Origin of the sequence: Pseudomonas fluorescens (assembly GCF_902497775.2) — a bacterium.
Taxonomy (GTDB): Bacteria; Pseudomonadota; Gammaproteobacteria; order Pseudomonadales; family Pseudomonadaceae; genus Aquipseudomonas; species Aquipseudomonas putida_F.
The window spans coordinates 609,732-636,116 of record NZ_OZ024668.1 but is presented as its reverse complement, the minus strand read 5'-3'; the positions used below and the strand labels follow the sequence as shown (position 1 = coordinate 636,116).

The following is a 26,385-nucleotide window of genomic DNA, read 5'->3' as shown; positions in this document are numbered from 1 at the left end:
GGCCGCCAGTATACAGAGCCCACGCCGGAGGGACACGCGACGTTGGTCCGGACATGTGAGCAAATAATGACAGAGGCCCGCACTCAACTACCTATTTTGCCGACAGCGCTCTATCATGGGCCCCAGTCCTATCACCTTGCGATAAACCATGGCCGATTCCGCTTTTTTCTGCACACTTTCCCACGAAGGCGTTCTCGCCGTCCGCGGCTCGGACGCCGGCAAGTTCCTGCAAGGCCAGTTGACCTGCAACATCAGTTATCTCAACGAGCATACCGCCAGCCTCGGCGCCCGCTGCATGGTCAAGGGCCGCATGCAGTCGAGCTTTCGCATCCTCCCCGAGGGCGACGGCTACCTGCTGGCGATGACCCGCGAGCTGCTCGAGCCGCAACTGGCCGACCTGAAGAAGTACGCGGTGTTCTCCAAGGCCAAGCTGACCGACGACAGCGCCGCCTGGGTGCGCTTTGGCCTGCACAACGGTGACACCGCCCTGCAGGCCCTGGGCCTGCAAGTACCGGCGCAGACCGACGCGGTAACCCGTCACAACGGCCTGATCGCCATTGCCGTCTCGGCCGGGCGTGTGGAGTTGTGGGTTCCTGCCGAACAGGCCCCAGCGGTGCAAGGGCAACTGGCGGCACAGCTGGCCACGGCCGAGCTCAACGACTGGCTGCTCGGCCAGATCCGCGCCGGCATCGGCCAGGTCATGCTGCAAACCCGCGAGCTGTTCATCCCGCAGATGATCAACCTGCAGGCGGTCGGTGGCGTGAGCTTCAAGAAGGGCTGCTACACCGGCCAGGAAATCGTCGCGCGCATGCAGTACCTGGGTAAGCTCAAACGCCGCCAGTACCGCGTAGCCCTGGCCGAGAGCGACCTGCCGGAGCCTGGCACCGAAGTGTTCTCGCCCACGCACAATTCCTCTGTCGGTGAAGTGGTGCTGGCCGCCCGCAGCGAACAGGGCAGCGAACTGCTGGCCGTGCTGACCGCCGATGCCGTGCAAGACAACAACCTGCACCTGGGCAGCCCCGAAGGCCCGCGCCTGGCGCTGCTGACGCTTCCTTACGAGCTGGACCGTGATCGCGAAATCCAGCGCTGAGCCTGCTCCCGCCCTGCACGGGCGGGGCACTCGTCAATTGCGGTAGAGAATCACCATGAACAAGATGGCCGAGATGATCCAGGCCCACCTGCTGAGCGCCATCGACAACGATGACCTGGTGCTGCCGACCCTGCCGGAAGTGGCCTTGAGCATTCGCGAAGCCGCCGAAGACAGCGAGATCACTGTCAGCACCCTGAGCAAGGTGATCGGCCGCGATGCAGCGCTGTCGGCCCGCCTGATCAAGGTGGTCAACAGCCCCCTGCTGCGCGCCGCCAGCGAAGTCACCGACCTGCACACAGCCATCACCCGCCTGGGCATCAACTACAGCTGCAACCTGGCGATCGGCCTGGTGATCGAGCAGATCTTCCATGCCCGCTCCGATGTCGTTGAGCAAAAGATGCGTGATATCTGGGCGAAAAGCCTGGAAGTGGCGGGCATCAGCTATGAGCTGTGCTTGCGCTTCACTCAGCTCAAGCCGGACCAGGCAGCACTGGCCGGGCTGGTTCATCAGATTGGTGCGCTGCCGATCCTGCTGTATGCCGAAGAACACAACGAGCTGCTGTCCGACCCGGTCAGCCTGAACTACGTGATCGAGCAGATACACCCGGCATTGGGCGACAAGATCCTCAGCGTCTGGGAGTTCCCCGAGCAACTGGTGCACCTGCCCGGGCTGATCCAGGATCTGGACCGCGGCACCGACAAGGTCGACTACGTCGATATCGTGCAGATCGCCCAGGTGCTCAGCAGCAACAGCAAGGAACGGCCGCTGGCCGCCCTGCCCGCCTACCGCCACCTGGGCCTGCCCACCGGCACCGAACTGCAGGCCAGCGACCTGCTCAATGCCAAGGCGATGTTCCGTTAGTCGGCGCTGAAGCTGACCCGCACTTTCAAGCCGCCGCCCTCGCCATCATGCAAACTGATCTGCGCCAGGTGCGCGCGGCAGATCTCGCCGACAATCGCCAGGCCCAGGCCAGTGCCTTGGGCGCTGCGCCGGTAGAAGCGTTCGAAGACCTTTTCCCGCTCGTTTTCAGGAATGCCGGGGCCGTCGTCTTCGACTTCGAGAATACCCGGTTCACTGACCCGCAGAATCACGTTGCCACCCTGAGGCGTATGGGCCAGGGCGTTATCCACCAGATTGCTCAGCAGTTCATTGAGCAACGTCGGCTCGCCGCGCACCCACACCGGCACCTCGGCCTCCAGCGCCAGGGCAACGCCGCGCGCGTGTGCCAGCGGCGCCATGGCCATGCCCAGTTCACGAGCCAGCTGGCTGAGGTCGAGCAGTTGCGCGCCGCCTTCGGCAATCGCCCGGGCGCCGTTCTCGACTCGCGCCAGCGACAGCAACTGGTTGGCCAGGTGCGTCAGGCGGTCAGTGCCTTGCGCCGCAGACTCCAGGGTTTCGCGCCAGACCTGCGGCTCGTTCGAGCGTAACCCCAACTCGACCCGCGCCTTGAGCGCCGCCAGAGGCGTGCGCAGCTCATGGGCGGCCTCGGCAATGAACTGCGCCTGGCGTTCGAACTGGCCGCGCAGGCGTTCGGTGAAATGGTTCAGGGCCCGCACCAACGGGCTCAGCTCACGCTGCACCTGCACCACCGGCAAGGCCCGCAGGTCATCCGGCTGGCGTTCTTCCACAGCGCTGCGCAAGCGCTCCAGCGGGCGCAAGGCAGCGCTGACGGCAAACCACACCAGCATCAGCGCCCCCAGGGCGAGCATGCCCAAGCGCAGCAGGGTATCGGCCATCAGGCTGCGGGCCATGCGTACCCGCGCCTCTTCGGTTTCGGCCACACGAATTTCGGCCATGCCGTTCATGTTCGGCTCGCTGACCGCCTTGAGCAGGCTGACCACGCGCACGTCCTGGCCCAGGTAACGGGCGTTGTAGAAGCGTGCCAGGGCCGGATAATCGTCAGTGCGCGGGGTGTTGGGCGGCGGTGCCGGGAGGTTTTCGTAGCCGGAGATCAGCCGTTGGTGAATGTCATTGACCTGGTAGTAGATACGCCCGGCGCTGTCGTAGGCGAAGGTGTCCAGCGCCACATAAGGCACGTCGGCGCTGAGGGTGCCGTCGCGCTGCGATAGGCCGGCGGCAATAGTCCGCGCCGAGGCCAGCAAGGTACGGTCGTAGGCGGTGTCGGCGGCTTCGCGGCCGTTCCAGTAGGCGCTCAGGCCGCTGGCCAGCATCAGCACCACCAGCAGGATCGCCAGGTTCCACAGCAGCCGGCCGCGCAGGCTGTCGCTGTTACGCATCTTTGTGCTCGAGCAGGTAGCCGAGCCCCCTGAAGGTGACGATGACCACGGCATGGCCATCGAGCTTCTTGCGCAGGCGGTGCACATAGATCTCGATAGCGTCGGCACTGGCTTCTTCATCCAGGCCGAACACCTGGGCGGCCAGTTGCTCCTTGCTCATCACCCGCCCGGGCCGGGCGATCAATGCTTCGAGCACCGCCTGTTCGCGGGAGGTCAGGGTCAGCAGCTCTTCGCCGAGGGTGAAGCGCCGGGTATCAAGGTCATAGACCAACGGCCCGCAGCGCTGCTGGCGTTCACCACCGAGCACGCTACGGCGCAGCAGGGCCTTGACCCGCGCTTCCAGCTCGGTCAGTTCGAAGGGCTTGGCCAGATAATCGTCGGCGCCCAGATTGAGGCCATGGACCCGGTCCTTGACGTCGCTGCGCGCGGTCAGCATCAACACCGGCACGGTCTTGCCGCGGGCCCGCAGGCGCGCCAGCACCTCGAAACCGTCCATGCGCGGCAGGCCGACATCGAGCACCGCCACGGCATATTCCTCGCTGGCCAGGGCCAGGTCGGCGGCCACGCCATCATGCAGCACATCCACGGTCAGGCCAGTGCTTTTCAGGGCCTGGGCCACGCTTTCGGCCAGTTGCAGATGGTCTTCGACGAGCAGCACACGCATCGATTTCTCCCCTTTGCGTCGCGTTCAATGGCGCGGAGTGTACAGCCGACAGCCCGCCTGTGAAGCCTTCGCCTCAATCAAAAGCTGCTGAAAGGTTAGCGAAAGGTTCACGCCCTAGCATCCTCTCACGGCTCACTCTGCTTGCCGTAAAACCGGACCCAAGGTCCGAACTAATAAGAACAATAACGGAGTCACTCCACGATGCTGTCCATGCAGCCGCAGGCGTACGCGCCTACCCGACGTCTACCTTCCCGCCAGACCGCAGTTGCCAGCGCCCTCGCCCTTGCCGGCGTCGCCCCGTTGAGCCAGGCCGCCTTCTTCGATGACAGCAAGGCGAGCTTCGAAACCCGCAACATGTACTTCAACCGCGACTTTCGCGATGGCACCAGCGCCCAGCAATCCAAGCGTGACGAGTGGGCCCAGGGTTTCATGCTCAACTTCGAGTCGGGCTATACCGACGGCACCGTAGGTTTCGGCCTGGATGCCCTGGGGATGCTCGGGATCAAGCTCGACTCCAGCCCCGACCGCACCGGCACCGGCCTGCTGCCCACCCACGACGATGGCCGCGCCGCCGACGAATATTCCAAGCTCGGCCTGACCGGCAAGGTGAAAATCTCCGCGACCGAACTGAAGATCGGTACCCTGATCCCGGAGCTGCCGACCCTGCAGCCCAACGACGGACGCATCCTGCCGCAGACCTTCGAGGGCGGCCTGCTGACCTCGGGCGAGATCAACAACCTGACCTTTACCGGTGGGCGCCTGGAAAAAGCCCGTGACCGCGACAGCACCAACAACGAGGATATCGCCCTCAACAACAAGAACAGCCGCTTTCTCGGCACCGTGGCCGGCAACCATTTCGACATGGCCGGCCTGGACTACACGTTCACCGACAAAATCACCGGTAGCTACCACTGGGCCCAGCTCGATGATGTCTACCGCCAGCACTTCGTCGGCATGATCGCCTCCCAGCCGTGGGGCCCGGGCACCTTCGGCGCCGACCTGCGCATGGCCTTCAGTGACGACCAGGGCCAGGCCCGCGGCGGCAACATCGACAACACCGCACTCAACGGCATGCTCAGCTACGGCCTCAACGGCCACAAGCTCAGCGCCGGCTACCAGCACCTGTCCGGCGATACTGCCTTCCCCTATGTCGATGGCGCCGACCCGTACCTGGTCAACTTCGTGCAGATCAACGACTTCGCCGGCGCCGATGAGCGTTCCTGGCAAGCCCGTTACGACTACGACTTCACCAAGCTTGGCATCCCCGGCCTGACCTTCATGACCCGCTACATCAGCGGCGATAATGTCAGCCTGGCCGATGGCGGCGAGGGCAAGGAGTGGGAACGCAACACCGAGTTCAAGTACGTGGTGCAAAGTGGCGCCCTGAAAAACGTCGCCGTGCGCCTGCGCAACGCCACCTTCCGTTCCAACTTCGCCCGCGATGCCGACGAAGTGCGACTGCTGGTGAGTTACAGCCTTGCGCTGTGGTAATCCCTGACAACAATAACGTTCACGGAGAGAAACGATGACTTTTTCACTGCGCCGCATTGCCCTCGCCACCAGTTGCCTGCTGCTTGCCGGCAACGTTCTGGCGGGCGAACCAAAACGTCCTGAATGCATTGCCCCGGCCTCGCCCGGCGGCGGTTTCGACCTGACCTGCAAGCTGGTGCAAAGCGCCCTGGTCAACGAGAAAATCCTCAGTAAACCGATGCGCGTCACCTACATGCCCGGCGGTGTCGGCGCGGTGGCCTATAACGCGGTAGTCGCCCAGCGCCCGGCCGATGCCGGCACCCTGGTGGCCTGGTCGAGTGGTTCGCTGCTGAACCTGGCCCAAGGCAAGTTCGGCCGTTTCGACGAGAACGCCGTGCGCTGGCTGGCGGCGGTGGGTACCAGCTACGGTGCCATCGCAGTGAAAAACGATTCACCCTACAAAACCCTCGACGACCTGGTCGCGGCGCTGAAAAAAGACCCGAGCAAAGTGGTGATCGGCTCCGGCGGCACCGTCGGCAGCCAGGACTGGATGCAGACCGCACTGATTGCCAAGGCCGCCGGGATCAACCCGCGCGACCTGCGCTATGTCGCCCTGGAAGGCGGCGGCGAAATTGCCACGGCGTTGCTCGGCGGGCATATCCAGGTCGGCAGTACCGACATCTCCGACTCCATGCCGCACATCCAGAGCGGCGACATGCGCCTGCTCGCGGTGTTTGCCGAAAACCGCCTGGACGAGCCGGAAATGAAGGACATCCCCACCGCCAAGGAACAGGGCTATGACATCGTCTGGCCGGTGGTGCGCGGCTTCTACCTCGGGCCGAAAGTGACCGATGAAGAGTACGACTGGTGGAAAGCCTCGTTCGACAAGCTGCTGGCCTCCGAAGAGTTCGCCAAGCTGCGCGACCAGCGCGAGCTGTTCCCCTTCGCCATGACCGGCCAGGAGCTGGACACCTACGTGAAGAAGCAGGTGGCTGACTACAAGGCCCTGGCCAAGGAATTTGGCTTGATTCAGTAAGCCTCCAACCTTTCGGACTGCATCGCGGGGCAAGCCCGCTCCCACTTGCCCCGCGAAAAGAGGATTCCCCAATGATCCTGCAACGCCTCTTCGCCCTGTTTTTACTGGCGCTGTGCGCCGCCCTGGCCGTCATGGCCTGGCCCTACCAGGCAGCCTTTTCCTACGAACCGGTCGGGCCACGCGCCTATCCCTTGCTGATGCTCGGCCTGATGGCTGCGGGCCTTGTGTACCTGGCCTTTCGCCCCACGGCCATCGTGCACAAGGACGACGAGCCCGAACTGGACCGCGAAACCCTGATCAAGATCGGCCTCTGCGTCGCCTTGCTGCTGGTCTTCGCCGCCACCTTCGAGCCGCTGGGCTTCATTGTCAGCAGCATCCTCATCGGCGTGCCGATGGCGCGCCTGTATGGCGGGCGCTGGTTGCCCAGCGGGGTGATCATCGGCCTGATGAGCATCGCCCTGTACTGGCTGTTCGACCGCGTCATGGACGTGCCCCTGCCCCTCGGCCTGCTCGACGTTCTGGAGAACTGATATGGATACGCTTGGCTATCTCGGCCAGGGCTTCGGCGTCGCCCTGAGCCCCTACAACCTGGTTACCGCCCTGTGCGGCACGCTGATTGGCACTGTGGTCGGCCTGCTGCCGGGCCTGGGCCCGATCAACGGCGTGGCGTTGCTGATCCCGATTGCCTTCGCCCTCGGCCTGCCACCGGAGTCGGCGCTGATCCTGCTGGCAGCGGTGTACCTGGGCTGCGAATACGGCGGGCGGATCAGCTCGATCCTGCTCAACATCCCCGGCGAAGCCTCGACGGTGATGACCACCCTCGACGGCTACCCCATGGCCCGCCAGGGCCTGGCCGGCGTAGCGCTGTCGCTGTCGGCCTGGAGCTCGTTCATCGGTGCCTTTATCGCCACCTGCGGCATGGTGCTGTTCGCGCCGCTGTTGGCGAAGTGGGCGATCGCCTTCGGCCCGGCGGAGTATTTCGTGTTGATGGTGTTCGCCATCGTCTGTCTCGGTGGCATGGCCGGTGACCGACCATTGAAAACCTTCATCGCGGCGCTGATCGGGCTGTTTCTCTCCAGCATTGGCATCGACGCCAACAGCGGCGTCTACCGCTTTACCGGCGACAGCGTGCACCTGGCCGACGGCATCCAGTTTGTCGTGCTGGTCCTGGGGCTGTTCTCCATCAGCGAGATCCTCCTGCTGCTGGAAAAAACCCACCACGGCCACGAAGCGGTGAAAGCCACCGGGCGCATGCTGTTCAACGTCAAGGAAGCGGCCTCGGTATTCTTCGTCAACATTCGCTGCGGCCTGCTCGGTTTCATCATGGGCGTGCTGCCCGGTGCCGGCGCCACCCTGGCCAGCGCCGTGGCCTACATGACCGAGAAACGCATCGCCGGTGCCAGCGGCACCTTCGGCAAGGGCGACAAACGCGGCCTGGCCGCCCCGGAAACCGCGATCGGCGCCTCCTGCTGCGGCGCCCTGGTGCCGATGCTGACCCTCGGCGTCCCAGGTTCTGGCACCACTGCCGTGATGATCGGCGCCCTGACCCTGTACAACATCACCCCGGGCCCAATGCTGTTCGAACAGCAGCCGGACATCGTCTGGGGCCTGATCGCGTCGTTGTTCATCGCCAACATCATGCTGGTGATCCTCAACATCCCGATGATCCGCATCTTCACCCGCATCCTCGCCGTGCCGAACTGGGCGCTGGTGCCGGTGATCGCGATCATCACCGCGATCGGTGTGTACGCCGTGCATGCCACCACCTTCGACCTGTTCCTGATGATCGGCATCGGCATCTTCGGCTATATCCTGCGCAAGCTGGACTTCCCGCTGTCGCCGATCCTCCTGGGGTTCATCCTCGGCGGGCTGATGGAGCAGAACCTGCGTCGTGCGCTGTCGATCTCCAACGGCGCGCTGGACATCCTCTGGTCGAGCCCGATCAGCATGAGCGTCTGGGCCCTGACCATTGCCATGATGCTCCTGCCGCTACTGCGCATCTGGCGCAAGCGCAGCCTTCAGCGCCGTGCCCTGGCCGATGTCTGATGGCCGGCTGAAACTGTACTGGGCCACCGGCCTGGTCGGCCTGGTTGGCGGTTACCTCGCAAGCAGGGTCGGCTGGCCACTGCCCTGGATGGTCGGCTCGTTGCTGGCGATCATCCTGGTGCGTTGCCTGACGCCCTGGCAACTGAGCGAGATCCCCGGAGGGCGCAAGTGCGGGCAGTGGATCATCGGCATCGGTATCGGCCTGCACTTCACCCCGGCGGTGGTCGAGCAGGTGGCGAGCAACTTCGGTTTGATCTTCTGCGGGGCGCTGATCACCAGTGTTTCCAGCGTGGTCGGGGTGTGGTTGCTCAGGCGTACCGGCGAAGACCGCGCCACGGCGTTCTTTTCCAGCATGCCGGGCGGCTCCGGGGAGATGGTCAACCTCGGCGCCCGTAACGGTGCGGTGCTCAGCCAGGTGGCGGCAGCGCAAAGTTTGCGGGTGCTGGCGGTGGTGTTGTGCGTGCCGGCGCTGTTCAAGTTCCTGCTCGGCAATGGCGTACCGCTGACCCACACCGGCAGCGTCCACTGGGGCTGGCTGGCGCTGATCTGCCCGCTGGGGGTGTTGCTGGCCCTGGGCTGGCAACGCTTGAAGCAACCCAACCCCTGGCTGTTCGGGCCGTTGCTGGTGGCGGCGGTGGTCAGTGTCAGCGCCAACCTGCAGGTTGCCCTGCCCGATGGTGCCAGCCAGATCGGCCAATGGCTGATCGGCAGCGGCCTGGGGTGTCACTTCAACCGCGCGTTCTTTCGCCGCGCACCGTCGTTTCTCGGCCGAACGTTGATCGCCACGGCCTTGACCATGCTGATCGCTGGCGCTGCCGCCTGCGTGCTCAGCGTCATGACCAACCTCGACCTGCGCTCGCTGACCCTGGGCATGATGCCCGGCGGCATCGCTGAAATGAGCCTGACCGCCGAAACCCTGCAGCTGTCGGTACCGCTGGTGACGGCACTGCAAGTGATGCGTTTGCTGTTCGTGCTGTTTCTGGCCGAGCCCTTGTTCAGGCATTGGGACAAACGCTGCGACTGAAGCAAAAAAAGAGGAAGCCAAGGCTTCCTCTTTTTCATTGCGCTGTCCTACCAGGTGAAGCGCACCCCGACGTTGGCACCGAACGGCTTCTCGATCTTGTCGCCGTTGCTGTAGTCGATATCGGCATGCAGCTGCAGGCGCTCGGACAGCGACACGGCGATACCGGCACCGACCTCGGCACGCGAACCGGACAGGTCATTGTTGAACACGTTGTCGTTGACCTTGACCTTGTTGTGCTTGGCGAACTCATGCACTGCGGCAGCGCGCAGGTACGGCTGGACAAAACGGCCCTCGCCCAGGTCAAAGTTGCGACCCACCGTGGCACCGGCCTTACCTAGTACCGACAGGGTCCGGTCGCCCTCAGCCTTCAGACCGCTGTCCAGGTCGTAGGACGCGCCCTGGATGCTTACCGCCGACACTTGGGCGAAGGGCTCAACGAAGTAGCCGTCATCAAGCTTGATGTGGCGACCGAATTCGGCCGAGGCCCCCACGCCATTGGTTTTGTAGTCGCCTTTGGCCTGGCTACCGTCGCTCATCGCCACCTTGGACTTGTTGTCGAAGCGGTTGACCTTGGCCACCGCGTCGAAGTAGTAACCGCTGTCCTGGTCGAGCCAGGTGGTGTAGGCACCGGCGTAGTAACTGTCGACGGTACCGGTGGTACCGCGGCTCAGGTCCAGGTCCGACTTGCTATGACCGGCCAGCACACCCACCAGCCACTGGCTGTCGCCCAACTGCGCATCGGCACCCAGGGTGAAGCCTTGCTGGGTTTGCTTGTAGGCGGTGCCAGACGACTCGGCAACGTTGTACTTGCTGCCATAAGCCCGGCCCCAGGCGCCGCTTTTACCTTCGTTGTAGCGCAGCTCGCCCATGCGGGTGCGCAGCGACGACAGCTCGCCGTACCACACGGTCGGGGCGGTGTTGAACAGCGCCAGGACCGAACGGGTGCCAGGGCTGATGACCTTCTTCTCGGTGTCCAGGTGCCAGTCGTTACCTTCCTTGACCAGGTCGTAGGAAAACGCCCCAAAATCCACAGGACCGTTCACCAGGCTGAACTCGGCATCACCACCACCGGTTGTGACGACGGTAACCCGGTCCACAGGATCAAGCTCATGACCGCTGGCCTTGATCGCCAGGCCGAATTCGCCGTTGGCCTGGCCGCTGACATTCAGGCGGTCGCCTTCGCCGCTGGCGAAGTCGGCGGCCATCTGGAAGGTGCCGTTGCCCAACAGTTCGTTGACGTCCAGGCGGTAGAACTGCTCTGCGCTGCCGAAGCTGACGGTTGCGCCGCTCAATGCCAGCTCGCCGACCTGGCTGTTGCCGGTCAGGGTCCACTGGCTGCCGGCATCGGCGCTCAGGCTGGAAACATTGCCCAGGCGCCCGACCAGTTGCGAGCCATGCTGCAACTGCACATCGGCCTTGCCATCAGCGGCAACCAGAATGTCACCGTTGAGCTGCGAGTCAGACATCGCCAGGGTCACACCACTGCCACTGTCTACTTGAATGTTGCCGCTCAGCGCGCTACGCGTAACCTGAACATCGGCAGTCGAACCCTGCTTTATTTCCAGCATGTTGCCATTGCCGCCAATCAGCTGCGAGCCGTCGCTGACGGTGATTTTTGCCTGGGTACGAGCATCGACCACCACCGCCGCGCCGCGCTCGCCAATCACTTTGGCGCCGCTCATCAGGTGCAGTTCGGGGATTTCACTGTTCGGCTCGAAGCCCAGCGTTTCATGGGCCAGGAACGCACCGTTGAGCCCGCCCTGGATAACGCTTTGATCAGCCGCGAAGACCCGGCCACCATAGCTGCGCACACCAATGCTGTTAGCCCCGGTCGCGATCAAATGCGACTGGTTGGCCAGGTTAAGCTGGCTGAAGGCGGTAAGGCTGGCGCCGCCGGTGATGGCAGTAAGCCGGGTGTTGTTCAGGGTCAGGTTGGAGCCGCGATACCGGCCATCGATGTAGCGACCCAAGGAAATTGCCTGCCTGGTGGTGGCTTGCTCTTTGTCATTGACGGTAAGGGTTTGCCCTATCAGCTGATAGAGCGTCTTGTTGCTGGTGTCTGCCATCAGTTGACTGGCGGACATGCTCAGAGGGGCGGCCAGGATAAAAGGCAGCACACGGGAAAACGGAGCAGAAGACAAATAAATACGGGACATGATGAGTCACACTCTCGAACGCTGTTAGTCAGAATGAAAAACAGAGCTGACACAACAAGGCTCCGTTTTCAGGCTTGCAGCGTACAGAGGTACTCCGTAAGACTATGTAGGAATATTCCACAATAACAATCAGGTAATTCTACAGCGCATCGCGTTTAAACAATGGCCGGCAGCAATGCCACCGGCCGTTGTTCACTTTACAACTTTCCTACTCGTACAGGCTTACGACGTTTCGCAAAAGAGGGCACGCAAGTAATCGTTCCCACCACCGTACTGTAGTGATACAGCCGCTCCTCAGATTCCCCGACAGGAATACCATCGCGGATCACGCTCCAGCGAACGCGGATCTCTGCCAGGGGAGGTGCCGGCTGCATGTAACTCCAGAGCACCGAAATCGGCAGGCCAAAATCAATATGATTTTGGCCGGAAACTTCACCTGGCAGCGAAACGACAGTGCCCTCAACTGGATCAGAGCCTCTCAATGGATACATGCTCCAATGTACAGTGACATTATCACCCAACTGCAACTTGTTCGGATCGCTGACCAGTACGGTCAGTCCATTCCACGGTGCGTGGTCACACGTAACACGGGGTATACTGTCAGGCGGGATAGGAACGCCTGTGATAACAGGCAATGCCAGGTCTGCCAGTTGCACAATGACAGCGCGCACCAGCGTAGGCCCTGACTCCTGAAAGTTCGTGGCAGTTTCATTCTTGTAGATGCGGTAGAACAATGGCTGCTCCAAACCGTTACCGACCTCAATAACATCAGCAGCGCTGATGGTCATTTCAATGTCGGAACCAGCTTCCTCATCGTCTATGACCCGGGTATCAACCAGTTTCGCCTCAGGGCCATAGAACAGACGGATGACTTCACCGGGATTGACCGGGTCATAGACTTGTACGGTGACGGTGACGTCTTCGTCCTTGTCTTCAGGCGTCAGCTCGTTCTCAAGGCCGCTGACCGGGCCGATCAGCAGCGCAGGTTCCAGATTCGGGTTGACCGGCTCGGGGTCATCCGGGTTGGGCGGGCCGACCCTGCTCGTGTCGACCTCGACCTCTGCGACCAGTGAGGGATAGGTACGGCCGCGAGTAACAATGTACTTAACCTTGGCCGTATAGGGTTCGGGCTGGTCAACGATTTCAAAGCGGGCATAAGCCGGTAAAGGCCAAACATCCAGGTCGTTGGTTGTGAATGCGCCGATTACCGTTTCACCCCAGTAAACATGGACCATATCGCCAGATCGCCAGTTTGTGTACGCTGGCACTTCAACAAGAACCCTATTTCGTGCTTCTTGCAGGTCAATCGGGGCATCGGGCACCACCGGCGGCTCCAGGTCAGCCGGTCCTGGCTCAAGCGACAGGACCATGCCTTGCGGATTGGAGAACTGGCTCTCGTTACCGGCTCGGTCGGTCACCTTGATCCATAACTCGACATAACCCGGTGACAATGTCTGCAATTCCTCCGTGGTAACCTCGATAGTGAAGTAAGCTCTCCCGCCACTGTCATCCCCCACCACGTTACCGACTTTCTGTGCCGAACTTTGCGACCACAGGTACAGGGCCCAGCGATCGCCTGGCTTGGGGTCGGGATAGCGCGGCACATCCAGTGTCAGTACATCACCGTGATCGGCCAGGTACTGCGGTGTGATCTCAATGCCGGCCAGGTCTTCTGGCAGCAGCGGTTTAGGCGGTGGGTTATTGAGGGCCGGATCGAGTGTATCGACAATTACACGTCGGGGCAGTGACTCGGCAATGTTATCGTTTTTTACGGTAAAGGTAATGTGTCGGACACCGTCGCCACCGAGTTGCTCTCGACTCAACGCTTGATAAACTGGAAAGGTTCCAGGCGGATGATCAGCGGGAATCTGTATGCCTTCGATCTGCGCAGTATCATTCACATAAATGGTAATTTCATCAAATTCGCTGAAGCCCTGAAGCTGGTACTCGCTGATCATCAGCGTCAAGCCGTTCGGCAGATCCCTGGTCAAAATCAGTCCGTCAGGCTGAATAGGATCAGCGCCAGGCGCGGGAAGCGAGGCATTCAGGTTGCGCTTTGAAGGGCGCCGGCGCGGGGCCGCAGTGGATGAACTTACAGCGGCCGTCGCCTGCTTGGTGGCTGGCTTGTCCGCAACTTTGGGCTTCTTGCTGGTCTTGGGCAAAACTTCCTGCTTAGTCATGATTGTCTACTCTTGCAAACATCAGATAAACCCAGCGACGGCGCTCTGCTGGATGCCGTGTTACAAAACGCACCTGCCTTTACCTACTCGAAAAAATCAGGACTCGATCGGGTCGCCGTTGTCGCAATAGACTTCGCTAGCCGGTTCGCGGACCGACAGCCGTACCAGCTTGTTTGACGAGTTGCCAACCCCTCCCCCGTTCGCTGCCGCTTTGACCAGCCGATAGCTGACAATCGCCCCTCCCGTGCGCGCGGGTACCCGCGCAGCGGCCTGGATATGCCGCTCGTAAGGCACTACGACAATGTCAAAACCATCCTGGGCATCCTCAGCACTCAAGAGATGACCAAACTCACCTTCCGTGCCTTCAATCGGGTCCACCCCTATTTGGGTCCGATAGGCCTGCCAGAAGACCGTGACCCGATCTCCTTCACCCAGTCGCTCGGAATCCCCCGGCACCCTGACAGTCACTCCGTTTTCCCAGGGTTTGTGCGAGCAATTGATCCACTCCCCTGACGCAGCGCCAGGGAAACTGACCGGTTGTAGATTTTCAATAATCCGAAGCTGCACATCGACCAGTTTGGTCGGAGAGTGCTGGGTGTTGATCCCGTTGAAAGTGCTGTAATAAACAGGCAGCTCGGGATTGCTGCCAACATCGTTGATAATGGCCCAGGGCACGATGAATGGGATGGTTGCACCGCCGCGGTCGTCAGCTCCAATCAGATAGGTCGCTGCAGGCTCGACACGACTCCCCCAGTAAAGCTGCAGCACCTGCCCCTGCTGCGGATTGGCGTACAGCACCAGCTCCACCCGGGCATCGTGATCGACATCCTCGGCACCGAGCTCGTCATCGTTAGTGCGGCCCTTGACCACCACGACGTTAAGCCTTGGGTTGACCGGATCGGGGGTTTGCGGATCGGGCCCCGCCACCGTCAGGTTCAGCGCCACCGACAGGCTAGGCGATGGTCTGGAGCGCCAGGTGTAATGCACCGGATCGTTGCGTTCGACAAAGCCTGCGGCTGTCAGCACTTCCCACCTTACCGGGAAGTCAAGCGGCCACAGCAAAGGGGCGACCAGTACGACATCGCCAACCGGCAACCCGCGCCAATAGCCGACCACCCGATCGCCAGGCCGGGCGTCGACGATTTCATTGATGATCAGCGTGACGCCAGTACGCGCCCGGGCCAGGTCGACCAGCCCTGCAGGATCGACCTCAGGCAGTGGCAAAGGGCTCGGCGAGCCGTCCAGTTCGACGTTGATTTCGTTGACATGGGAAATGGGCCCGCGATTGGCGCTACGGTCCTCCCAGTCGTAACACAGGTAACGCAAACCATCGCCACTGTTGCGAATGGAGTCGGCGGGCACCCTGAGTTCGACAGGTGCGGCCCGGTCACGGACCACGAACTCGTCCACGGCCTCCAGCGGATCGTCCACGCGGGAAAAGCTGCGCCAGTACAGGCGCACCGTATCGCCCAGGCGCAGGTCGCCCCATGGCGCGAGCCGAATGTTCACGCCCTGGTGTGCGGCCAGGTAGTCCTCGTTCAAGCCCTCCGGCCCGATGGGCGGAACCGGCTCAGGCCTGGTACCTGCCTCGCCAAAGTTGGGTGCGGTCTGGTCAATGTTTAGCAGGACCTCATAGGACAGCGCGGGGTTGCCCATGTCGATACGGTAACTGACCCGGTGAGCGCCCGGGGTGCCCAGGTAGATCTGCGGTACGTGAAGACTCAGCGGAATGACCTCGTCTTTGTCGTAGGGCCAAACCAGCGTTTGTCCATCTACCCGCAAACCATCCCAGAGCAGATCGACACGGGTGATATCGTCGTCAAAGCCCTCATGATAAGGCCAGATTTCATCGATGGTCACCTGCAGATCCTGGACCCGGTCGTCCTTGTGAATCAGGTGATGGTCTTGATCATCCGGTTCAAGCTCCATGGCCGCCCAGACCACGGGCGCTTTGTGATTACCCGTTTGGGGCGGTGTAGAGGATGCGCTCTGCTCAAGCGGTGATGGAGTGAACCTGGACATGAAACCCCTCCCTGGCCAGGGGTTGCCTGGCGTTACGTACAGGGAGGTTATTTAATGCCCTATTTTTGCCGGGCGAAACTGACAAAAATGCTAGGTACCCAGCATTAAGCCGGCGGCAAGCGCCAGTCGATCGGGGTCAGCCCGCGCTGTTCAAGGAAGCGGTTGGCCTGGCTGAAATGACCGCAACCGAGAAAGCCCCGGTAGGCCGACAACGGCGATGGGTGCACCGACTTGAGCACCAGGTGCTTGGTGGCATCGATCAGCTTCTGCTTGCCCTGGGCATGGGCGCCCCAGAGCAGGAACACGCTGTTGGGCTGGTGTTCGCTGACCACTTCGATGATGCGGTCGGTGAAGAACTGCCAGCCCTTGTTGGCGTGGGAGGCGGCATTGGCGCGCTCGACGGTCATGGTGGTGTTGAGCAGCAATACGCCCTGCTCGGCCCAGGACTGCAGGCAGCCGTGCTTGGGCATCTCGATGTTCAGGTCACGCTGCAACTCTTTGTAGATATTCACCAGCGACGGCGGCGTCGCGACCCCTGGTTGCACCGAGAAGCACAGGCCATGGGCCTGGCCCGGGCCGTGGTACGGGTCCTGGCCGAGAATCACCACCTTGACCTGGTCCAGCGGCGTGGAGTTGAGGGCGTTGAAAATCAGCGGGCCTGGCGGGTAGATCTCTTTGCCGGCAGCGTGCTCCTCACGGAGGAACTCGCGCAGCTGGTGCATGTAGGGTTGGTCGAATTCGGCGCGCAGGGCCTCTTTCCAGCTCGGTTCAAGTTTGATGCGATCGTCGTCAGTCATGGTCGGGTCCGTAAAACAATGGCGCGACACTAGGAAAGCTGCCTGCGCTTGTCAATCGATCCGACCGGCGACCGCCGAAATCGCCAGCAGCGACCATACTTGTGCGGATCAAACGAGAGGTCGCCCATGGCTGCTGTACAGTGCGAAGAACTCACCGGCGTCGATGGCGCCCGCATCGGCGTCGCCACCCTCAATGCGCCGCAAACCCTCAATGCCTTGTCGCTGCCGATGATCGAGGTGCTCGACGAACAGCTCAAGGCCTGGGCCGATGACCCGGACATCGTCTGTGTGTTGCTGCGCGGCAGTGGTGCCAAGGCCTTCTGCGCCGGTGGCGAGGTGCGCAGCCTGGCCCAGGCCTGCCTTGACCATCCCGGCCGGGTACCGCCCCTGGCGGCGCAGTTCTTTGCCGCCGAATACCGCTTCGACTACCGCCTGCATACCTACCCCAAACCGCTGATCTGCTGGGGCCATGGCCATGTGCTGGGTGGTGGCATGGGCCTGCTGCAGGGCGCCAATGTGCGCGTGGTCACCCCCAGCAGCCGACTGGCCATGCCGGAGATCAGCATCGGCCTCTACCCGGATGTCGGCGGCAGTTGGTTTTTGTCGCGATTGCCCGGCAAGCTGGGCTTGTTCCTGGGCCTGACCGGGGCGCCGATCAACGCCACCGACGCCCTTGATCTGGGCCTGGCCGACCGCTTGCTCGGTGAGAGCCAGCAAGAAGAGCTGCTCGACGACCTGCTGCAACTGAACTGGCAGGAGCAGACCGCCCTGCAGCTCAACAGCCTGCTCAAGGCCCAGCAGCACGGGGCCCAGGCGCAACGCCCGCAAGCCCAGTGGTTGCCCAGGCGCCAGCAGATCGATGCGCTGCTCGATGTCGCCGACCCGGTGTGCGCCTGGCGCGCCATCGGCCAGTGGCGCAACCACGCCGACCCGCTGCTGGCCAAGGCCGCGCAGACCCTGCTCGAAGGCTGCCCGCTGACCGCGCACCTGGTCTGGCAGCAGATCCAGCGCGCCCGCCACCTGTCGCTGGCCCAGGTGTTCCAGATGGAATACACCATGAGCCTCAATTGCTGCCAGCATCCGGAATTTAGCGAAGGGGTACGCGCGCGGCTGATCGACAAGGACCAAAAGCCGCGCTGGCACTGGGCAGATATTGCCCAGGTGCCAACAGCGGTGGTCGATGCGCATTTCAGCAAAGCGTGGGAAGGTCGTCACCCGTTGGCAGACCTGGCCTGAACGACGCTTCAGCGGCGCCAGTTGCGATCCGGCCAGCCGTCACGGTTGCGCTCGTGGCGTGACGAGCCCTGGCGGTAGCGGTCGTAGCCGCGGCCCGGGTAAGGCTTGTAATAGTTATGCGGCGTTTCCCGGTAGTAGCCATGGGGCGCCGGGCGGTAGTAATGCGGTGGCGGTGCATAGTAACGCGGTGGTGGCGCTACGTAGTAGCCGCGGCTGTAGGGATAGGACGGCCGGTAGTAACCCGGATAGCCATAGCGATCGGCGGTGTAGACCTCAGTGCGGTAGTAACCGTTACCTCCATAGGGGACACAGGCGGTTGTCAGCAAACCCAGCACTACAATCAGCAAAAGTCGGCGATACATGGCGGCCTCCTGGACCGCGAAACTGCCCATCCCAGCGGCGCTGGTCGGCGTCGATCGGCAAGTGTTCATCGACATTGAATAAGACTGTCAAAAACAGCTCCGGTGCCATTGCTGCAATAAATTGAAACAAGGCCGATACCCTTAAAAATCGTAAAGTTATTTTTCCGTCACACCACTAGAATGAAGGCCATTGGCCCACAGACCGGGAATGTCATGCCGCCTCGTTCCGCCCTGTTTTCGCAGCGCTCGCTGATCCTGACATTACTGCTATTGCTCGCCTGCGGCTTTTTGGCGACCTCCCTGCTCAGCTACTTCGCCTCACGCAGTTCGATCCGCGACAACATCGTCAATACCGAGCTGCCGCTGACCTCCGATACGGTCTATTCGGAAATCCAGAAGGACCTGGTACGACCGATCCTGATCTCATCGATGATGGCCCACGACACCTTCCTGCGCGACTGGGCCCTGGGCGGCGAGCGCGACACCGCCCAGGTCACCCGCTACCTGGCCGAGATCATGCGCCAGTACCACGCCTACACGGCGTTCTTCGTTTCCAGCAACACCGGTATTTACTACCAGACCAAGGGCGTATTGAAGAAGATCGACCCGCAAGCGCCGCGCGATGCCTGGTACCAGCGGGTGCTGAAAATGAACACGCCCTACGAGATCAACGTCGACTTCGACATGGCCAATCAGGACCGCCTCACGGTGTTCATCAACTACCGGGTGTTCGACTACGACGGCAAGTTCATTGGTGTTGCCGGTATCGGCCTGACCGTCGAAGCGGTGATCCGCCTGATCGACGACTACCAGCAGCGCTACCAGCGCCAGGTATTCTTCGTCGACCCGCAAGGGCGCGTCGTGCTGACCGGTTCGAACGGCGGGCCTCATGGCGCCAGGACCGGGCAGCCCCTGGCCGAACTGGACGGGTTCGGGCACATGCCCCAACCGCTCAGTGGCAGCCACGAATACAGCAGCAGCGACGGCCACAGCCATTTTCTCAACGTGCGCCTGGTGCCGGAGCTGAACTGGTACCTGTTCGTCGACAAGCGCGAAGACGGCGCCATGGACGCCATTCGCCAATCGCTGTACCTGAACCTGGCGATCTGCGCGATGATCACCCTGGTGGTGCTGTCGCTGCTCAATGCCATGGTCAAGCGCCACCAGGACAACATCGAAGCCCTCGCCACACTCGACAGCCTGACCGGCCTGCCCAACCGCCGTGGCTTCGACCTGCTGGCCGCGCAAGCCCTGCAAGAAGCCCAGCGCGAACCCAAGCCGCTGATCGCCCTGCTGATCGACCTCGACCACTTCAAGGCGCTCAACGACACCCATGGCCATCTGGCCGGCGACGAAGTGCTGCGCCAGTTCGCCCAGGTGCTGCAAGAGTGCCTGCGTCATGCTGATATCATCTGCCGCTGGGGCGGTGAGGAATTCATCGTGCTGCTCAAGGACACCGACAGCCAGAGCGCCCTGGCGGTGGCCGAGAAGATTCGCAGCAAGACCGCGGCCCTGGCCTTTACCTATGCCGGGCAGCCGATCCACCTGACCGCCAGCATTGGCTTGAGCAACCTGCAGGCCGACGATACCCTGCACAGCCTGATCGCCCGTGCCGATCATGCCCTTTACCGGGCCAAACAGAGTGGACGCAACCGCGTCTGTAGCGAGATGCCCCGACCTGACCATGAATAGCCGTAACCATGAATGACACCCGCCGCTGCCCCGCCTGTGGCGCCAGCAACGACTGCAGCCTGGCCGACCCGCGCACGGCCGCCCAGGCGTGCTGGTGCTACGGCGTGAGCATTGACCCCAAGGTGCTCGAAGCCCTGCCCGCCGAGCTGCGCGACAAGGCCTGCCTGTGCCCGCGTTGCGCCGAGGTCGAGGCGCAATTGCAGGCAGCCAAGGCCACACCCGCCGGTTAAACTGTCGCGCCCTGTACCTGGTTTTGTATGCGTCTCGATCGATTCCTCAGCAACCTGCCCTGCTTCAGCCGCCAGCAAGTCCGCCTGCTGCTGGTCGAGCGGCGCGTACGCGTGGATGGCCAGTGCGTCAGCGATCCGCGCCTGGAGGTGCGCGAATTCAGCCGCATCGAGGTCGACGAGCAACTGCTGCAGGCCGGACGCCCGCTGCGCTACCTGATGCTGCACAAGCCCCAGGGCTGTGTGAGTGCCACCCAGGACCCGCAGCACCCCACGGTGATCGAGCTGATCGACGAGCCCGACCGCGACGATCTGCACATTGCCGGGCGCCTGGACTTCAACACCACCGGGCTGATGCTGCTGACCAACGATGGCTTGTGGTCGCGGCGCCTGACCCAGCCGCAGACCAAACTGCCCAAGGTCTACTACGTCCAGACCGAGCAGGAAATCGGCGAACACTACATCGACAAGTTCCGCCAGGGTTTCTACTTCGCCTTCGAAGACCTCACCACCCAGCCTGCCGAACTGACCCTGCTGGGCCCGCGCAGCGCCCGCCTGAGCATCGTCGAGGGCCGCTACCACCAGGTCAAGCGCATGTTCGGCCACTTCGACAACAAGGTCGTGCGCCTGCACCGCGAATGCATGGGCCCGCTGCAACTGGACGCAAACCTGCAACCAGGCCAGTACCGCGCGCTCTGCCCGGAAGAAATCCAGGCGATCTGAACCTGCGACCGCCTGGCGGAAAATTTTCGTCAAATGTCTCAACGGCACTTGCGGGTTGGCCGGGTGCCTGCTTGAATCCAATCGTCGGTCTGCATGTGACTCACCGGTCACACCCGTAGTCCAAGACACCTTTTTGCCAGCGACCAGTGCCACGAAGCACCGGCGTCCGGCAGATTGCCCTCCTAGAACAATACCGGTCGACCAACGTGCCTCGCGGATCGACCAGGGCCCTCAGCTTCACTTCAAGGCGTATGCCTACCTGTCATAAAGAACGCGCATCCTTGCATGTGCGAACACCCTTTTTTGCGCCAGGAGTCGACGACATGAGGCCAGAAATCGCTGTGCTTGATATACAAGGTCAGTATCGGGTTTACACGGAGTTCTATCGCGCAGACGCCGCTGAGAAGACGATCATCCTGATCAATGGCTCGCTGGCCACGACGGCCTCCTTTGCCCAGACGGTGCGCAACCTGCACCCGCAATTCAACGTGGTGCTGTACGACCAGCCCTACGCCGGCAAGTCCAAACCGCACAATCGCAACGAGCATTTGCTGACCAAGGAAACCGAAGGGCAGATTCTCCTGGAACTGATCGACCACTTTGGCGCCGATCACCTCATGTCCTTCTCCTGGGGCGGCGCCTGCACCCTGCTGGCCCTGGCGCACAAGCCGCGGCGCATCGAAAAAGCGGTGGTCAGCTCGTTCTCGCCGGTGATCAACGAACCGATGCGCGACTACCTCGAACGCGGCTGCCAGTACCTGAGCGCCTGCGATCGCTACCGGGTCGGCAACCTGGTCAACGACACCATCGGCAAGCACCTGCCGTCGCTGTTCAAGCGCTTCAACTACCGGCATGTCAGCAGCCTGGACAACCACGAATACGCGCAGATGCACTTTCACATCAACCAGGTGCTCGACCACGACCTGGGCAATGCCCTGCGGGCGGCGCGGGTCATCGACATTCCGGTACTGTTCATGAATGGCGAATGGGACGAATACACCACCACCGAGGATGCCCGCCAGTTCGGACAGCACGTGCGCAACAGCCACTTTCGCGAGATTCGCGCCACCGGCCACTTCCTCGACATGGAACACAAGGCAGCCTGCCGCGACACCCGTGAAGTGCTGCTGGGTTTCCTCAAACCTGCACTGAAGGAATCGCGCCCGCGTTACCGCTACACCCAGGAGCACCATGCACTGGCTATCTGAGCGACACGGTCGCTGGTAGCGCAGCCTCCTGCATCAAAGGCCGTAAAGGCTGGCAAGAAGATGCACGACCTCGCGCTACTGGCCACCGGCAGGTGGCTGTGCAGCAACATAGGGCTTCAAATCGCCGCGAAGTTCTGGTACAAAGTCAGCCCTGAAAGCGGGTGTCGTATAATGGCATTACTCCAGCTTCCCAAGCTGATAACGAGGGTTCGATTCCCTTCACCCGCTCCAGTTTCTTTCAGGTTTCAGCGCAGCTGAGGCCTTGGCCACCGCCCTGGTGGCTGTTTCGCTAAATCCCCTTCGCCTCAACTGCTGCCAGCACCAGTATTCCCTGGGCCAGCTCGCGGTCTGTTGCACCTGCTCCACGCCCTTCGCTGCGCAACCAATGCAGCGCCGACTGCAGATATACACCCCGGTGAGCCCCATCGCTGGCAATGAACGCCGCCGCATCATCGCGGGCTTGCGCCAGCACCTGCTTGCCATCGCGACTGGAAGTCGCCTCGGAAGCCATGGTGGGCCCGTAGGTGGTGGCGCCGGTGAGCATGAAAGGCACGTACACCGTGGCCCCCAGGGTCAGCATGCCGTTGACGTCGCCGCCGCTGCCAAAGATGTCGCCCTGGCCGTGGGCGGTGCAGCACCAGGCCAGGCTCAGCAGGATTGCGGGCTTTTTCCAGCTATTGATCTTGCGTTCCATCGATTTCCGTTCACTGTCCCTGTAATCGGCCGGCATTCTCCATGGCTTGGGCCAGACTTAACAGCGCTGTCTTTGATTTGACGCCCTGCCCAGGCGCCGCGCGCTGCGCTTTAATAGCCCACCGCGAAACACTCGAAAGGATCCGTGCATGTTTCTCTCCCGCTGGCTGCCTGGCCTGGCCAATCTGTTGCAGTACCGCCGCGAATGGTTTCGCCATGACCTGCAGGCCGGTTTGTCGGTGGCCGCGATCCAGATCCCTATCGCCATTGCCTATGCGCAGATCGTTGGCCTGCCGCCGCAGTACGGGTTGTATGCGTGCATCCTGCCGATGATGGTCTACGCGCTGATCGGCAGTTCACGGCAGTTGATGGTCGGCCCGGATGCCGCCACCTGCGCCATGGTCGCCGGGGCGATTGCGCCGCTGGCCATGGGCGACCCGGCGCGGCTGGCGCAGTTGTCGGTGATTGTCACCATTCTGGTCGGCCTGATGCTGATCGGCGCCGGGCTGGCGCGGGCCGGGTTCATTGCCAGTTTTTTCTCGCGACCGATCCTCATCGGCTACCTCAACGGTATTGGCCTGAGCCTGTTGGCCGGGCAACTGGGCAAGGTGCTGGGGTTTCAGATCCACGGCGACGGTTTCATCCTCAGCCTGATCAACCTGTTGCAGCGCCTGGGCGAAATCCACTGGCTGACCCTGGTGATCGGCGTCGCCGGGCTGGGCTTGCTGATCTGGTTGCCGCGCCGCTACCCGCGCCTGCCTGCAGCGTTGGTCACGGTGGCCGTGGCGACCCTGGTGGTCGGGGTGTTTGGCCTCGACCGTTTTGGCGTGGCGATCCTCGGCCCGGTACCGGCCGGCATGCCGGAACTGGCCTGGCCGCAAACCAATCTGGAAGAAATGAAAAGCCTGCTGCGTGATGCCCTGGGTATCGCCACCGTGAGCTTTTGCAGCGCCATGCTCACCGCCCGCAGCTTTGCCGCCCGCCATGGCTATGCGATCAATGCCAACCATGAGTTCCTGGCCCTCGGGGTCACCAACATTGCCGCCGGGGTGTCCCAGGGCTTTGCCATCAGCGGCGCCGACTCACGCACCGCCGTCAATGATATGGTCGGCGGCAAAAGCCAGCTGGTGGGGATCATCGCCGCCCTGGTCATCGCCCTGATTCTGCTGGCCTTCACCACGCCCATGGCCTGGATTCCCCAGGCCGCCCTGGGCGCGGTGCTGCTGATGGCGGGTTGGGGGCTGATCGACATACAGTCGCTGAAAAAGATCTACAGCCTCAGCCGCTTCGAGTTCTGGCTGTGCGTGCTGACCACCGTCGGCGTGCTCGGCGTCGGCGTACTGCCGGGCATCATCATCGCCGTGACCCTGGCGATCCTGCGTTTGCTCTACAGCATCTACCAGCCCACCGATGCGGTGCTTGGCTGGGTGCCGGGTATCGAGGGCCAGGTCGATATCCGCCGCCACCAGGATGCGCGCACGGTGCAGGGGCTGGTGGTGTATCGCTTTGACGATGCGATCCTGTTCTTCAACGCCGACTACTTCAAGATGCGTTTGCTCGAAGCGGTGCAGCGTGAAGAGCAACCGCGCGCGGTGCTGTTCGATGCCGAGGCGGTCAGCTCCATCGATGTCAGTGGCATTGCCGCCCTGCGCGAAGTACGCGATACCTTGAAAGCCCGTGGCATCTACTTCGGCATCGCCCGGGCCCGCGGACGCTTCTTGCGCATGCTGGTGCGCTCGGGAATCGCGCGGGAAATGGAGAACGGCTTGCTGTTTGGCTCGGTGCGGTCGGGGATCAGGGCTTATCGGTTGTGGCGCAATCGCAGCCGCAGGGCAACGGTGCCGGGGATGGAACCGGCATCGCGGGGCAAGCCCGCTCCTACAGATGGGTAGGAGCGGGCTTGCCCCGCGATCGAGCCATTACCGGAGCTGACAGGCCTCGGGCACTTGCGCAACGTTGCCGATCAAACTGATCAAGCCACACGGCAGGCTACCCCGCCACTGCAAATAATCATGCCCGGCCGGGTACTCGACCTGCGTCACTGCATACCCCTTGGCCACCAGCACATCACGCAGATGGCGGTTGGTGTCGAGGATTTTCGGGCCTTCGAACAGGCCCGACTGCAAATAGAAACGCAGCGGCTGCTTGGCTGCCCTGACGTACTCGCGGGTAAGCCAGCCTGGCTCCTCGCCCTCGCGCCCCCACCAGTAGGAACCGGACATGCTCAGCACATTGCCGAACAACTGCGGGTGCTTGAGGCCCAGGTAGGCCGACGCCAGGCCGCCGTAGCTGGAGCCCGCCACCACCGTGCGCGCTGCTGGTGCCGCCAAACCTCGCTGGCGCGCCCAGGGCATCAGCTCTTCGGCCATGAAGCGGGCGAACTGCGGGTTGGGCGGCAGTTCCTGCTGGCGGCTGAGGTCGCTGGGGTTGGCAATGATCAGCGCCGCAGTCGGCGGGATCAGGCCATCGGCGATGAGGTTGTCGAGAATCGTCGGGGTCGGCACCTGGCGGGTGTAGGCGTGAGCATCGAACAGCACCAGCAAGCCCTGCCCCTTGGCACCCGCCTGCCACTGCGCCGGGCGGTACAGGTAAACCTCACGCTCGTTGCCCAGTAACTTGCTGCTCAACACCTTGCGCTCCAGGCTGCCACGGGCAATGCCCGGACGCTCGGCAACCCAGGGCTGCGCAGGTGCGGCGGGCAGCTCCAGGCGAGAGCGCGACAGAAACGGATCGCCGCTGCCATCGGCGAAGCGGTTGGGGTTGAGCGGATCGCGCCGGGTGCTGGCGAGGATCATCCGCCGATCATCGGACGCCGGCACGTCCGGAGCCATCTGGTAGCTCAGGCGTGCAGAGGCAGGCAGCAGATAGCTGCGAAACCACACGTCACTGTCGCCCAGGCGTTGCAGCTCATCGTGATTGCCCGAGGGCGCGCCGAACACCCGCACGTTATGCCGCGCACCACGCCAGAGGAAGGTCACCAGGGCCATGCCCGGTTGCTCCGCCACGGTTTCGACCATGGGCGTGCCCTGTTGCTGACGCGCCTTCCAGAACGCTTCGGTCGTTGCACCCTGAGCCAGCTGTTGCTGCAACCCACGCAGAGTCGAGCTCTGCAACGGGGCAGCGGTGCGCTTCTGCTCGCTGGCTGAAATCACCTGCTTCAGGCTTAGCGCGAAAGTGGCTTGCGGGCGGCTGGCCAGCGCCTCGGCACGCAGGCCGTAGGCGCCATCGCGCTCGGCGATGAAGATGAACTCGCGCGGCTGGTCCTGGCCATCGATCAGCAACCGCACCGGTCGGCCCTGGGCATCGAGCAAGCGCAGGCTGGCATCGCCCTGCAGCCGCCCCTGGACCAGGTCGCCGCCCCTGAGCTGCAAGGCCCAGATCGGTTGCTGCCCTTGGGCAAAGCTGGCGCTGACGGTTTGCCCCGGTTGCAGGATAGTGTCGCTGCCAGCCATCGCGCCGCCACTCACGCACAGGGCTAGCGCCAGGGCCCAGCGCCATTGATTGAAGGTCTGCATGGTCAC

General features: G+C 62.6%; 22 protein-coding genes and 1 tRNA gene. 14 read left to right on the top strand and 9 right to left on the bottom strand.

What is annotated here, in order from left to right:
- Positions 1-148: 148 nt before the first annotated feature.
- Complete coding sequence (locus F8N82_RS03055) at positions 149-1,090, top strand: YgfZ/GcvT domain-containing protein (RefSeq protein ID WP_038999037.1); 942 nt, start codon at positions 149-151, stop codon at positions 1,088-1,090.
- A gap of 55 nt (positions 1,091-1,145) precedes the next feature.
- Positions 1,146-1,952 (top strand): HDOD domain-containing protein, encoded by an 807-nt coding sequence (locus F8N82_RS03050; protein WP_038999035.1) that lies wholly within the window; start codon positions 1,146-1,148, stop codon positions 1,950-1,952.
- Here the strand turns inward: F8N82_RS03050 and F8N82_RS03045 are convergent.
- Positions 1,949-3,328: a sensor histidine kinase gene (locus tag F8N82_RS03045; RefSeq protein WP_038999034.1), complete on the bottom strand. Its 1,380-nt coding sequence runs from the start codon at positions 3,326-3,328 to the stop codon at positions 1,949-1,951. The two genes, F8N82_RS03050 and F8N82_RS03045, sit on opposite strands and share 4 nt — an antisense overlap.
- The gene (locus F8N82_RS03040; RefSeq protein WP_038999032.1) at positions 3,321-3,992 is read right to left on the bottom strand and encodes a response regulator; all 672 of its coding nucleotides are present in this window, start codon (positions 3,990-3,992) and stop codon (positions 3,321-3,323) included. The genes F8N82_RS03045 and F8N82_RS03040 overlap by 8 nt, the downstream gene beginning before the upstream one ends.
- Before the next feature lie 201 nt (positions 3,993-4,193).
- On the opposite strand from F8N82_RS03040, the gene F8N82_RS03035 reads away from it, so the two are divergent.
- From F8N82_RS03035 to F8N82_RS03015, 5 genes are all read left to right on the top strand, one after another.
- Positions 4,194-5,483, top strand: a complete 1,290-nt coding sequence (locus F8N82_RS03035; RefSeq protein WP_338918602.1) for an OprD family porin — start codon at positions 4,194-4,196, stop codon at positions 5,481-5,483.
- Positions 5,484-5,517: 34 nt separating this feature from the next.
- Positions 5,518-6,498, top strand: a complete 981-nt coding sequence (locus F8N82_RS03030; RefSeq protein ID WP_038999028.1) for a Bug family tripartite tricarboxylate transporter substrate binding protein — start codon at positions 5,518-5,520, stop codon at positions 6,496-6,498.
- 71 nt (positions 6,499-6,569) lie between these two features.
- A complete protein-coding gene (locus F8N82_RS03025; protein ID WP_038999026.1) occupies positions 6,570-7,028 on the top strand; it encodes a tripartite tricarboxylate transporter TctB family protein in 459 nt (152 codons plus the stop codon).
- A gap of 1 nt (position 7,029) precedes the next feature.
- A complete protein-coding gene (locus F8N82_RS03020) occupies positions 7,030-8,544 on the top strand; it encodes a tripartite tricarboxylate transporter permease (RefSeq protein ID WP_038999024.1) in 1,515 nt (504 codons plus the stop codon).
- The gene (locus F8N82_RS03015) at positions 8,537-9,568 is read left to right on the top strand and encodes an AbrB family transcriptional regulator (RefSeq protein ID WP_038999023.1); all 1,032 of its coding nucleotides are present in this window, start codon (positions 8,537-8,539) and stop codon (positions 9,566-9,568) included. Before F8N82_RS03020 ends, F8N82_RS03015 begins: the two co-directional genes overlap by 8 nt.
- A 47-nt stretch (positions 9,569-9,615) precedes the next feature.
- Here F8N82_RS03015 and F8N82_RS03010 read toward each other — a convergent pair whose 3' ends face one another.
- The 4 genes from F8N82_RS03010 to ung all read right to left on the bottom strand — a co-directional run bounded on the left by F8N82_RS03010 (position 9,616) and on the right by ung (position 16,723).
- On the bottom strand, positions 9,616-11,724 hold the full coding sequence (locus F8N82_RS03010; protein ID WP_150776764.1) for an autotransporter outer membrane beta-barrel domain-containing protein: 2,109 nt from the start codon (positions 11,722-11,724) through the stop codon (positions 9,616-9,618).
- Between the two features lie 197 nt (positions 11,725-11,921).
- A complete protein-coding gene (locus F8N82_RS03005; protein ID WP_038999022.1) occupies positions 11,922-13,904 on the bottom strand; it encodes a hypothetical protein in 1,983 nt (660 codons plus the stop codon).
- 96 nt (positions 13,905-14,000) lie between these two features.
- Positions 14,001-15,926 carry a hypothetical protein gene (locus F8N82_RS03000; protein WP_150776765.1) on the bottom strand — a complete coding sequence of 642 codons (1,926 nt, stop codon included), beginning with the start codon at positions 15,924-15,926 and terminating at the stop codon, positions 14,001-14,003.
- A 104-nt stretch (positions 15,927-16,030) separates the two neighbouring features.
- Positions 16,031-16,723, bottom strand: a complete 693-nt coding sequence (gene ung / locus F8N82_RS02995) for a uracil-DNA glycosylase (protein ID WP_038999019.1) — start codon at positions 16,721-16,723, stop codon at positions 16,031-16,033.
- Positions 16,724-16,849: 126 nt separating this feature from the next.
- On the opposite strand from ung, the gene F8N82_RS02990 reads away from it, so the two are divergent.
- Positions 16,850-17,959 (top strand): enoyl-CoA hydratase/isomerase family protein, encoded by a 1,110-nt coding sequence (locus F8N82_RS02990; RefSeq protein WP_038999018.1) that lies wholly within the window; start codon positions 16,850-16,852, stop codon positions 17,957-17,959.
- An 8-nt stretch (positions 17,960-17,967) separates the two neighbouring features.
- Here the strand turns inward: F8N82_RS02990 and F8N82_RS02985 are convergent, their stop codons facing one another.
- The gene (locus tag F8N82_RS02985) at positions 17,968-18,321 is read right to left on the bottom strand and encodes a hypothetical protein (protein ID WP_052251637.1); all 354 of its coding nucleotides are present in this window, start codon (positions 18,319-18,321) and stop codon (positions 17,968-17,970) included.
- Positions 18,322-18,534: 213 nt separating this feature from the next.
- Between F8N82_RS02985 and F8N82_RS02980 the strand changes: the two genes are divergently transcribed.
- The 5 genes from F8N82_RS02980 to F8N82_RS02960 all read left to right on the top strand — a co-directional run bounded on the left by F8N82_RS02980 (position 18,535) and on the right by F8N82_RS02960 (position 22,402).
- Positions 18,535-20,013: a sensor domain-containing diguanylate cyclase gene (locus F8N82_RS02980; protein ID WP_038999017.1), complete on the top strand. Its 1,479-nt coding sequence runs from the start codon at positions 18,535-18,537 to the stop codon at positions 20,011-20,013.
- Positions 20,014-20,021: 8 nt separating this feature from the next.
- Positions 20,022-20,243 carry a cysteine-rich CWC family protein gene (locus F8N82_RS02975; RefSeq protein WP_038999016.1) on the top strand — a complete coding sequence of 74 codons (222 nt, stop codon included), beginning with the start codon at positions 20,022-20,024 and terminating at the stop codon, positions 20,241-20,243.
- A gap of 27 nt (positions 20,244-20,270) precedes the next feature.
- A complete protein-coding gene (locus F8N82_RS02970; RefSeq protein WP_038999015.1) occupies positions 20,271-20,963 on the top strand; it encodes a pseudouridine synthase in 693 nt (230 codons plus the stop codon).
- Between the two features lie 323 nt (positions 20,964-21,286).
- Positions 21,287-22,171, top strand: coding sequence for an alpha/beta fold hydrolase (locus tag F8N82_RS02965; RefSeq protein WP_038999013.1), 885 nt, complete (start codon positions 21,287-21,289; stop codon positions 22,169-22,171).
- Between the two features lie 157 nt (positions 22,172-22,328).
- Positions 22,329-22,402: transfer RNA gene (locus tag F8N82_RS02960), tRNA-Gly, on the top strand.
- Positions 22,403-22,460: 58 nt separating this feature from the next.
- Here F8N82_RS02960 and F8N82_RS02955 read toward each other — a convergent pair.
- Positions 22,461-22,865, bottom strand: a complete 405-nt coding sequence (locus F8N82_RS02955) for a DUF2388 domain-containing protein (protein ID WP_052251636.1) — start codon at positions 22,863-22,865, stop codon at positions 22,461-22,463.
- A 148-nt stretch (positions 22,866-23,013) separates the two neighbouring features.
- Here F8N82_RS02955 and F8N82_RS02950 point away from each other — a divergent pair, with 148 nt between their 5' ends.
- The gene (locus F8N82_RS02950; RefSeq protein ID WP_052251635.1) at positions 23,014-24,756 is read left to right on the top strand and encodes a SulP family inorganic anion transporter; all 1,743 of its coding nucleotides are present in this window, start codon (positions 23,014-23,016) and stop codon (positions 24,754-24,756) included.
- 27 nt (positions 24,757-24,783) lie between these two features.
- Here the strand turns inward: F8N82_RS02950 and fes are convergent, their stop codons facing one another.
- On the bottom strand, positions 24,784-26,379 hold the full coding sequence (gene fes / locus F8N82_RS02945) for an enterochelin esterase (protein ID WP_224793714.1): 1,596 nt from the start codon (positions 26,377-26,379) through the stop codon (positions 24,784-24,786).
- Positions 26,380-26,385 lie beyond the last annotated feature (6 nt).

What these genes read in the sequence shown, in the direction of transcription:
- F8N82_RS03025 (WP_038999026.1), top strand. Translation starts at nt 6,570, where the DNA reads ATGATCCTGCAACGCCTCTTCGCCCTGTTTTTACTGGCGCTGTGCGCC.
- F8N82_RS03005 (WP_038999022.1), bottom strand. Translation starts at nt 13,904, where the DNA reads ATGACTAAGCAGGAAGTTTTGCCCAAGACCAGCAAGAAGCCCAAAGTT.
- F8N82_RS03055 (WP_038999037.1), top strand. Translation starts at nt 149, where the DNA reads ATGGCCGATTCCGCTTTTTTCTGCACACTTTCCCACGAAGGCGTTCTC.
- F8N82_RS02965 (WP_038999013.1), top strand. Translation starts at nt 21,287, where the DNA reads ATGAGGCCAGAAATCGCTGTGCTTGATATACAAGGTCAGTATCGGGTT.
- F8N82_RS03050 (WP_038999035.1), top strand. Translation starts at nt 1,146, where the DNA reads ATGAACAAGATGGCCGAGATGATCCAGGCCCACCTGCTGAGCGCCATC.
- F8N82_RS03030 (WP_038999028.1), top strand. Translation starts at nt 5,518, where the DNA reads ATGACTTTTTCACTGCGCCGCATTGCCCTCGCCACCAGTTGCCTGCTG.
- F8N82_RS02955 (WP_052251636.1), bottom strand. Translation starts at nt 22,865, where the DNA reads ATGGAACGCAAGATCAATAGCTGGAAAAAGCCCGCAATCCTGCTGAGC.
- F8N82_RS03040 (WP_038999032.1), bottom strand. Translation starts at nt 3,992, where the DNA reads ATGCGTGTGCTGCTCGTCGAAGACCATCTGCAACTGGCCGAAAGCGTG.
- F8N82_RS03015 (WP_038999023.1), top strand. Translation starts at nt 8,537, where the DNA reads ATGTCTGATGGCCGGCTGAAACTGTACTGGGCCACCGGCCTGGTCGGC.
- F8N82_RS02950 (WP_052251635.1), top strand. Translation starts at nt 23,014, where the DNA reads ATGTTTCTCTCCCGCTGGCTGCCTGGCCTGGCCAATCTGTTGCAGTAC.
- F8N82_RS03035 (WP_338918602.1), top strand. Translation starts at nt 4,194, where the DNA reads ATGCTGTCCATGCAGCCGCAGGCGTACGCGCCTACCCGACGTCTACCT.
- F8N82_RS02975 (WP_038999016.1), top strand. Translation starts at nt 20,022, where the DNA reads ATGAATGACACCCGCCGCTGCCCCGCCTGTGGCGCCAGCAACGACTGC.
- F8N82_RS02970 (WP_038999015.1), top strand. Translation starts at nt 20,271, where the DNA reads ATGCGTCTCGATCGATTCCTCAGCAACCTGCCCTGCTTCAGCCGCCAG.
- fes (WP_224793714.1), bottom strand. Translation starts at nt 26,379, where the DNA reads ATGCAGACCTTCAATCAATGGCGCTGGGCCCTGGCGCTAGCCCTGTGC.
- F8N82_RS02980 (WP_038999017.1), top strand. Translation starts at nt 18,535, where the DNA reads ATGCCGCCTCGTTCCGCCCTGTTTTCGCAGCGCTCGCTGATCCTGACA.
- F8N82_RS03045 (WP_038999034.1), bottom strand. Translation starts at nt 3,328, where the DNA reads ATGCGTAACAGCGACAGCCTGCGCGGCCGGCTGCTGTGGAACCTGGCG.
- F8N82_RS02990 (WP_038999018.1), top strand. Translation starts at nt 16,850, where the DNA reads ATGGCTGCTGTACAGTGCGAAGAACTCACCGGCGTCGATGGCGCCCGC.
- F8N82_RS03020 (WP_038999024.1), top strand. Translation starts at nt 7,030, where the DNA reads ATGGATACGCTTGGCTATCTCGGCCAGGGCTTCGGCGTCGCCCTGAGC.
- F8N82_RS03000 (WP_150776765.1), bottom strand. Translation starts at nt 15,926, where the DNA reads ATGTCCAGGTTCACTCCATCACCGCTTGAGCAGAGCGCATCCTCTACA.
- F8N82_RS02985 (WP_052251637.1), bottom strand. Translation starts at nt 18,321, where the DNA reads ATGTATCGCCGACTTTTGCTGATTGTAGTGCTGGGTTTGCTGACAACC.
- ung (WP_038999019.1), bottom strand. Translation starts at nt 16,723, where the DNA reads ATGACTGACGACGATCGCATCAAACTTGAACCGAGCTGGAAAGAGGCC.
- F8N82_RS03010 (WP_150776764.1), bottom strand. Translation starts at nt 11,724, where the DNA reads ATGTCCCGTATTTATTTGTCTTCTGCTCCGTTTTCCCGTGTGCTGCCT.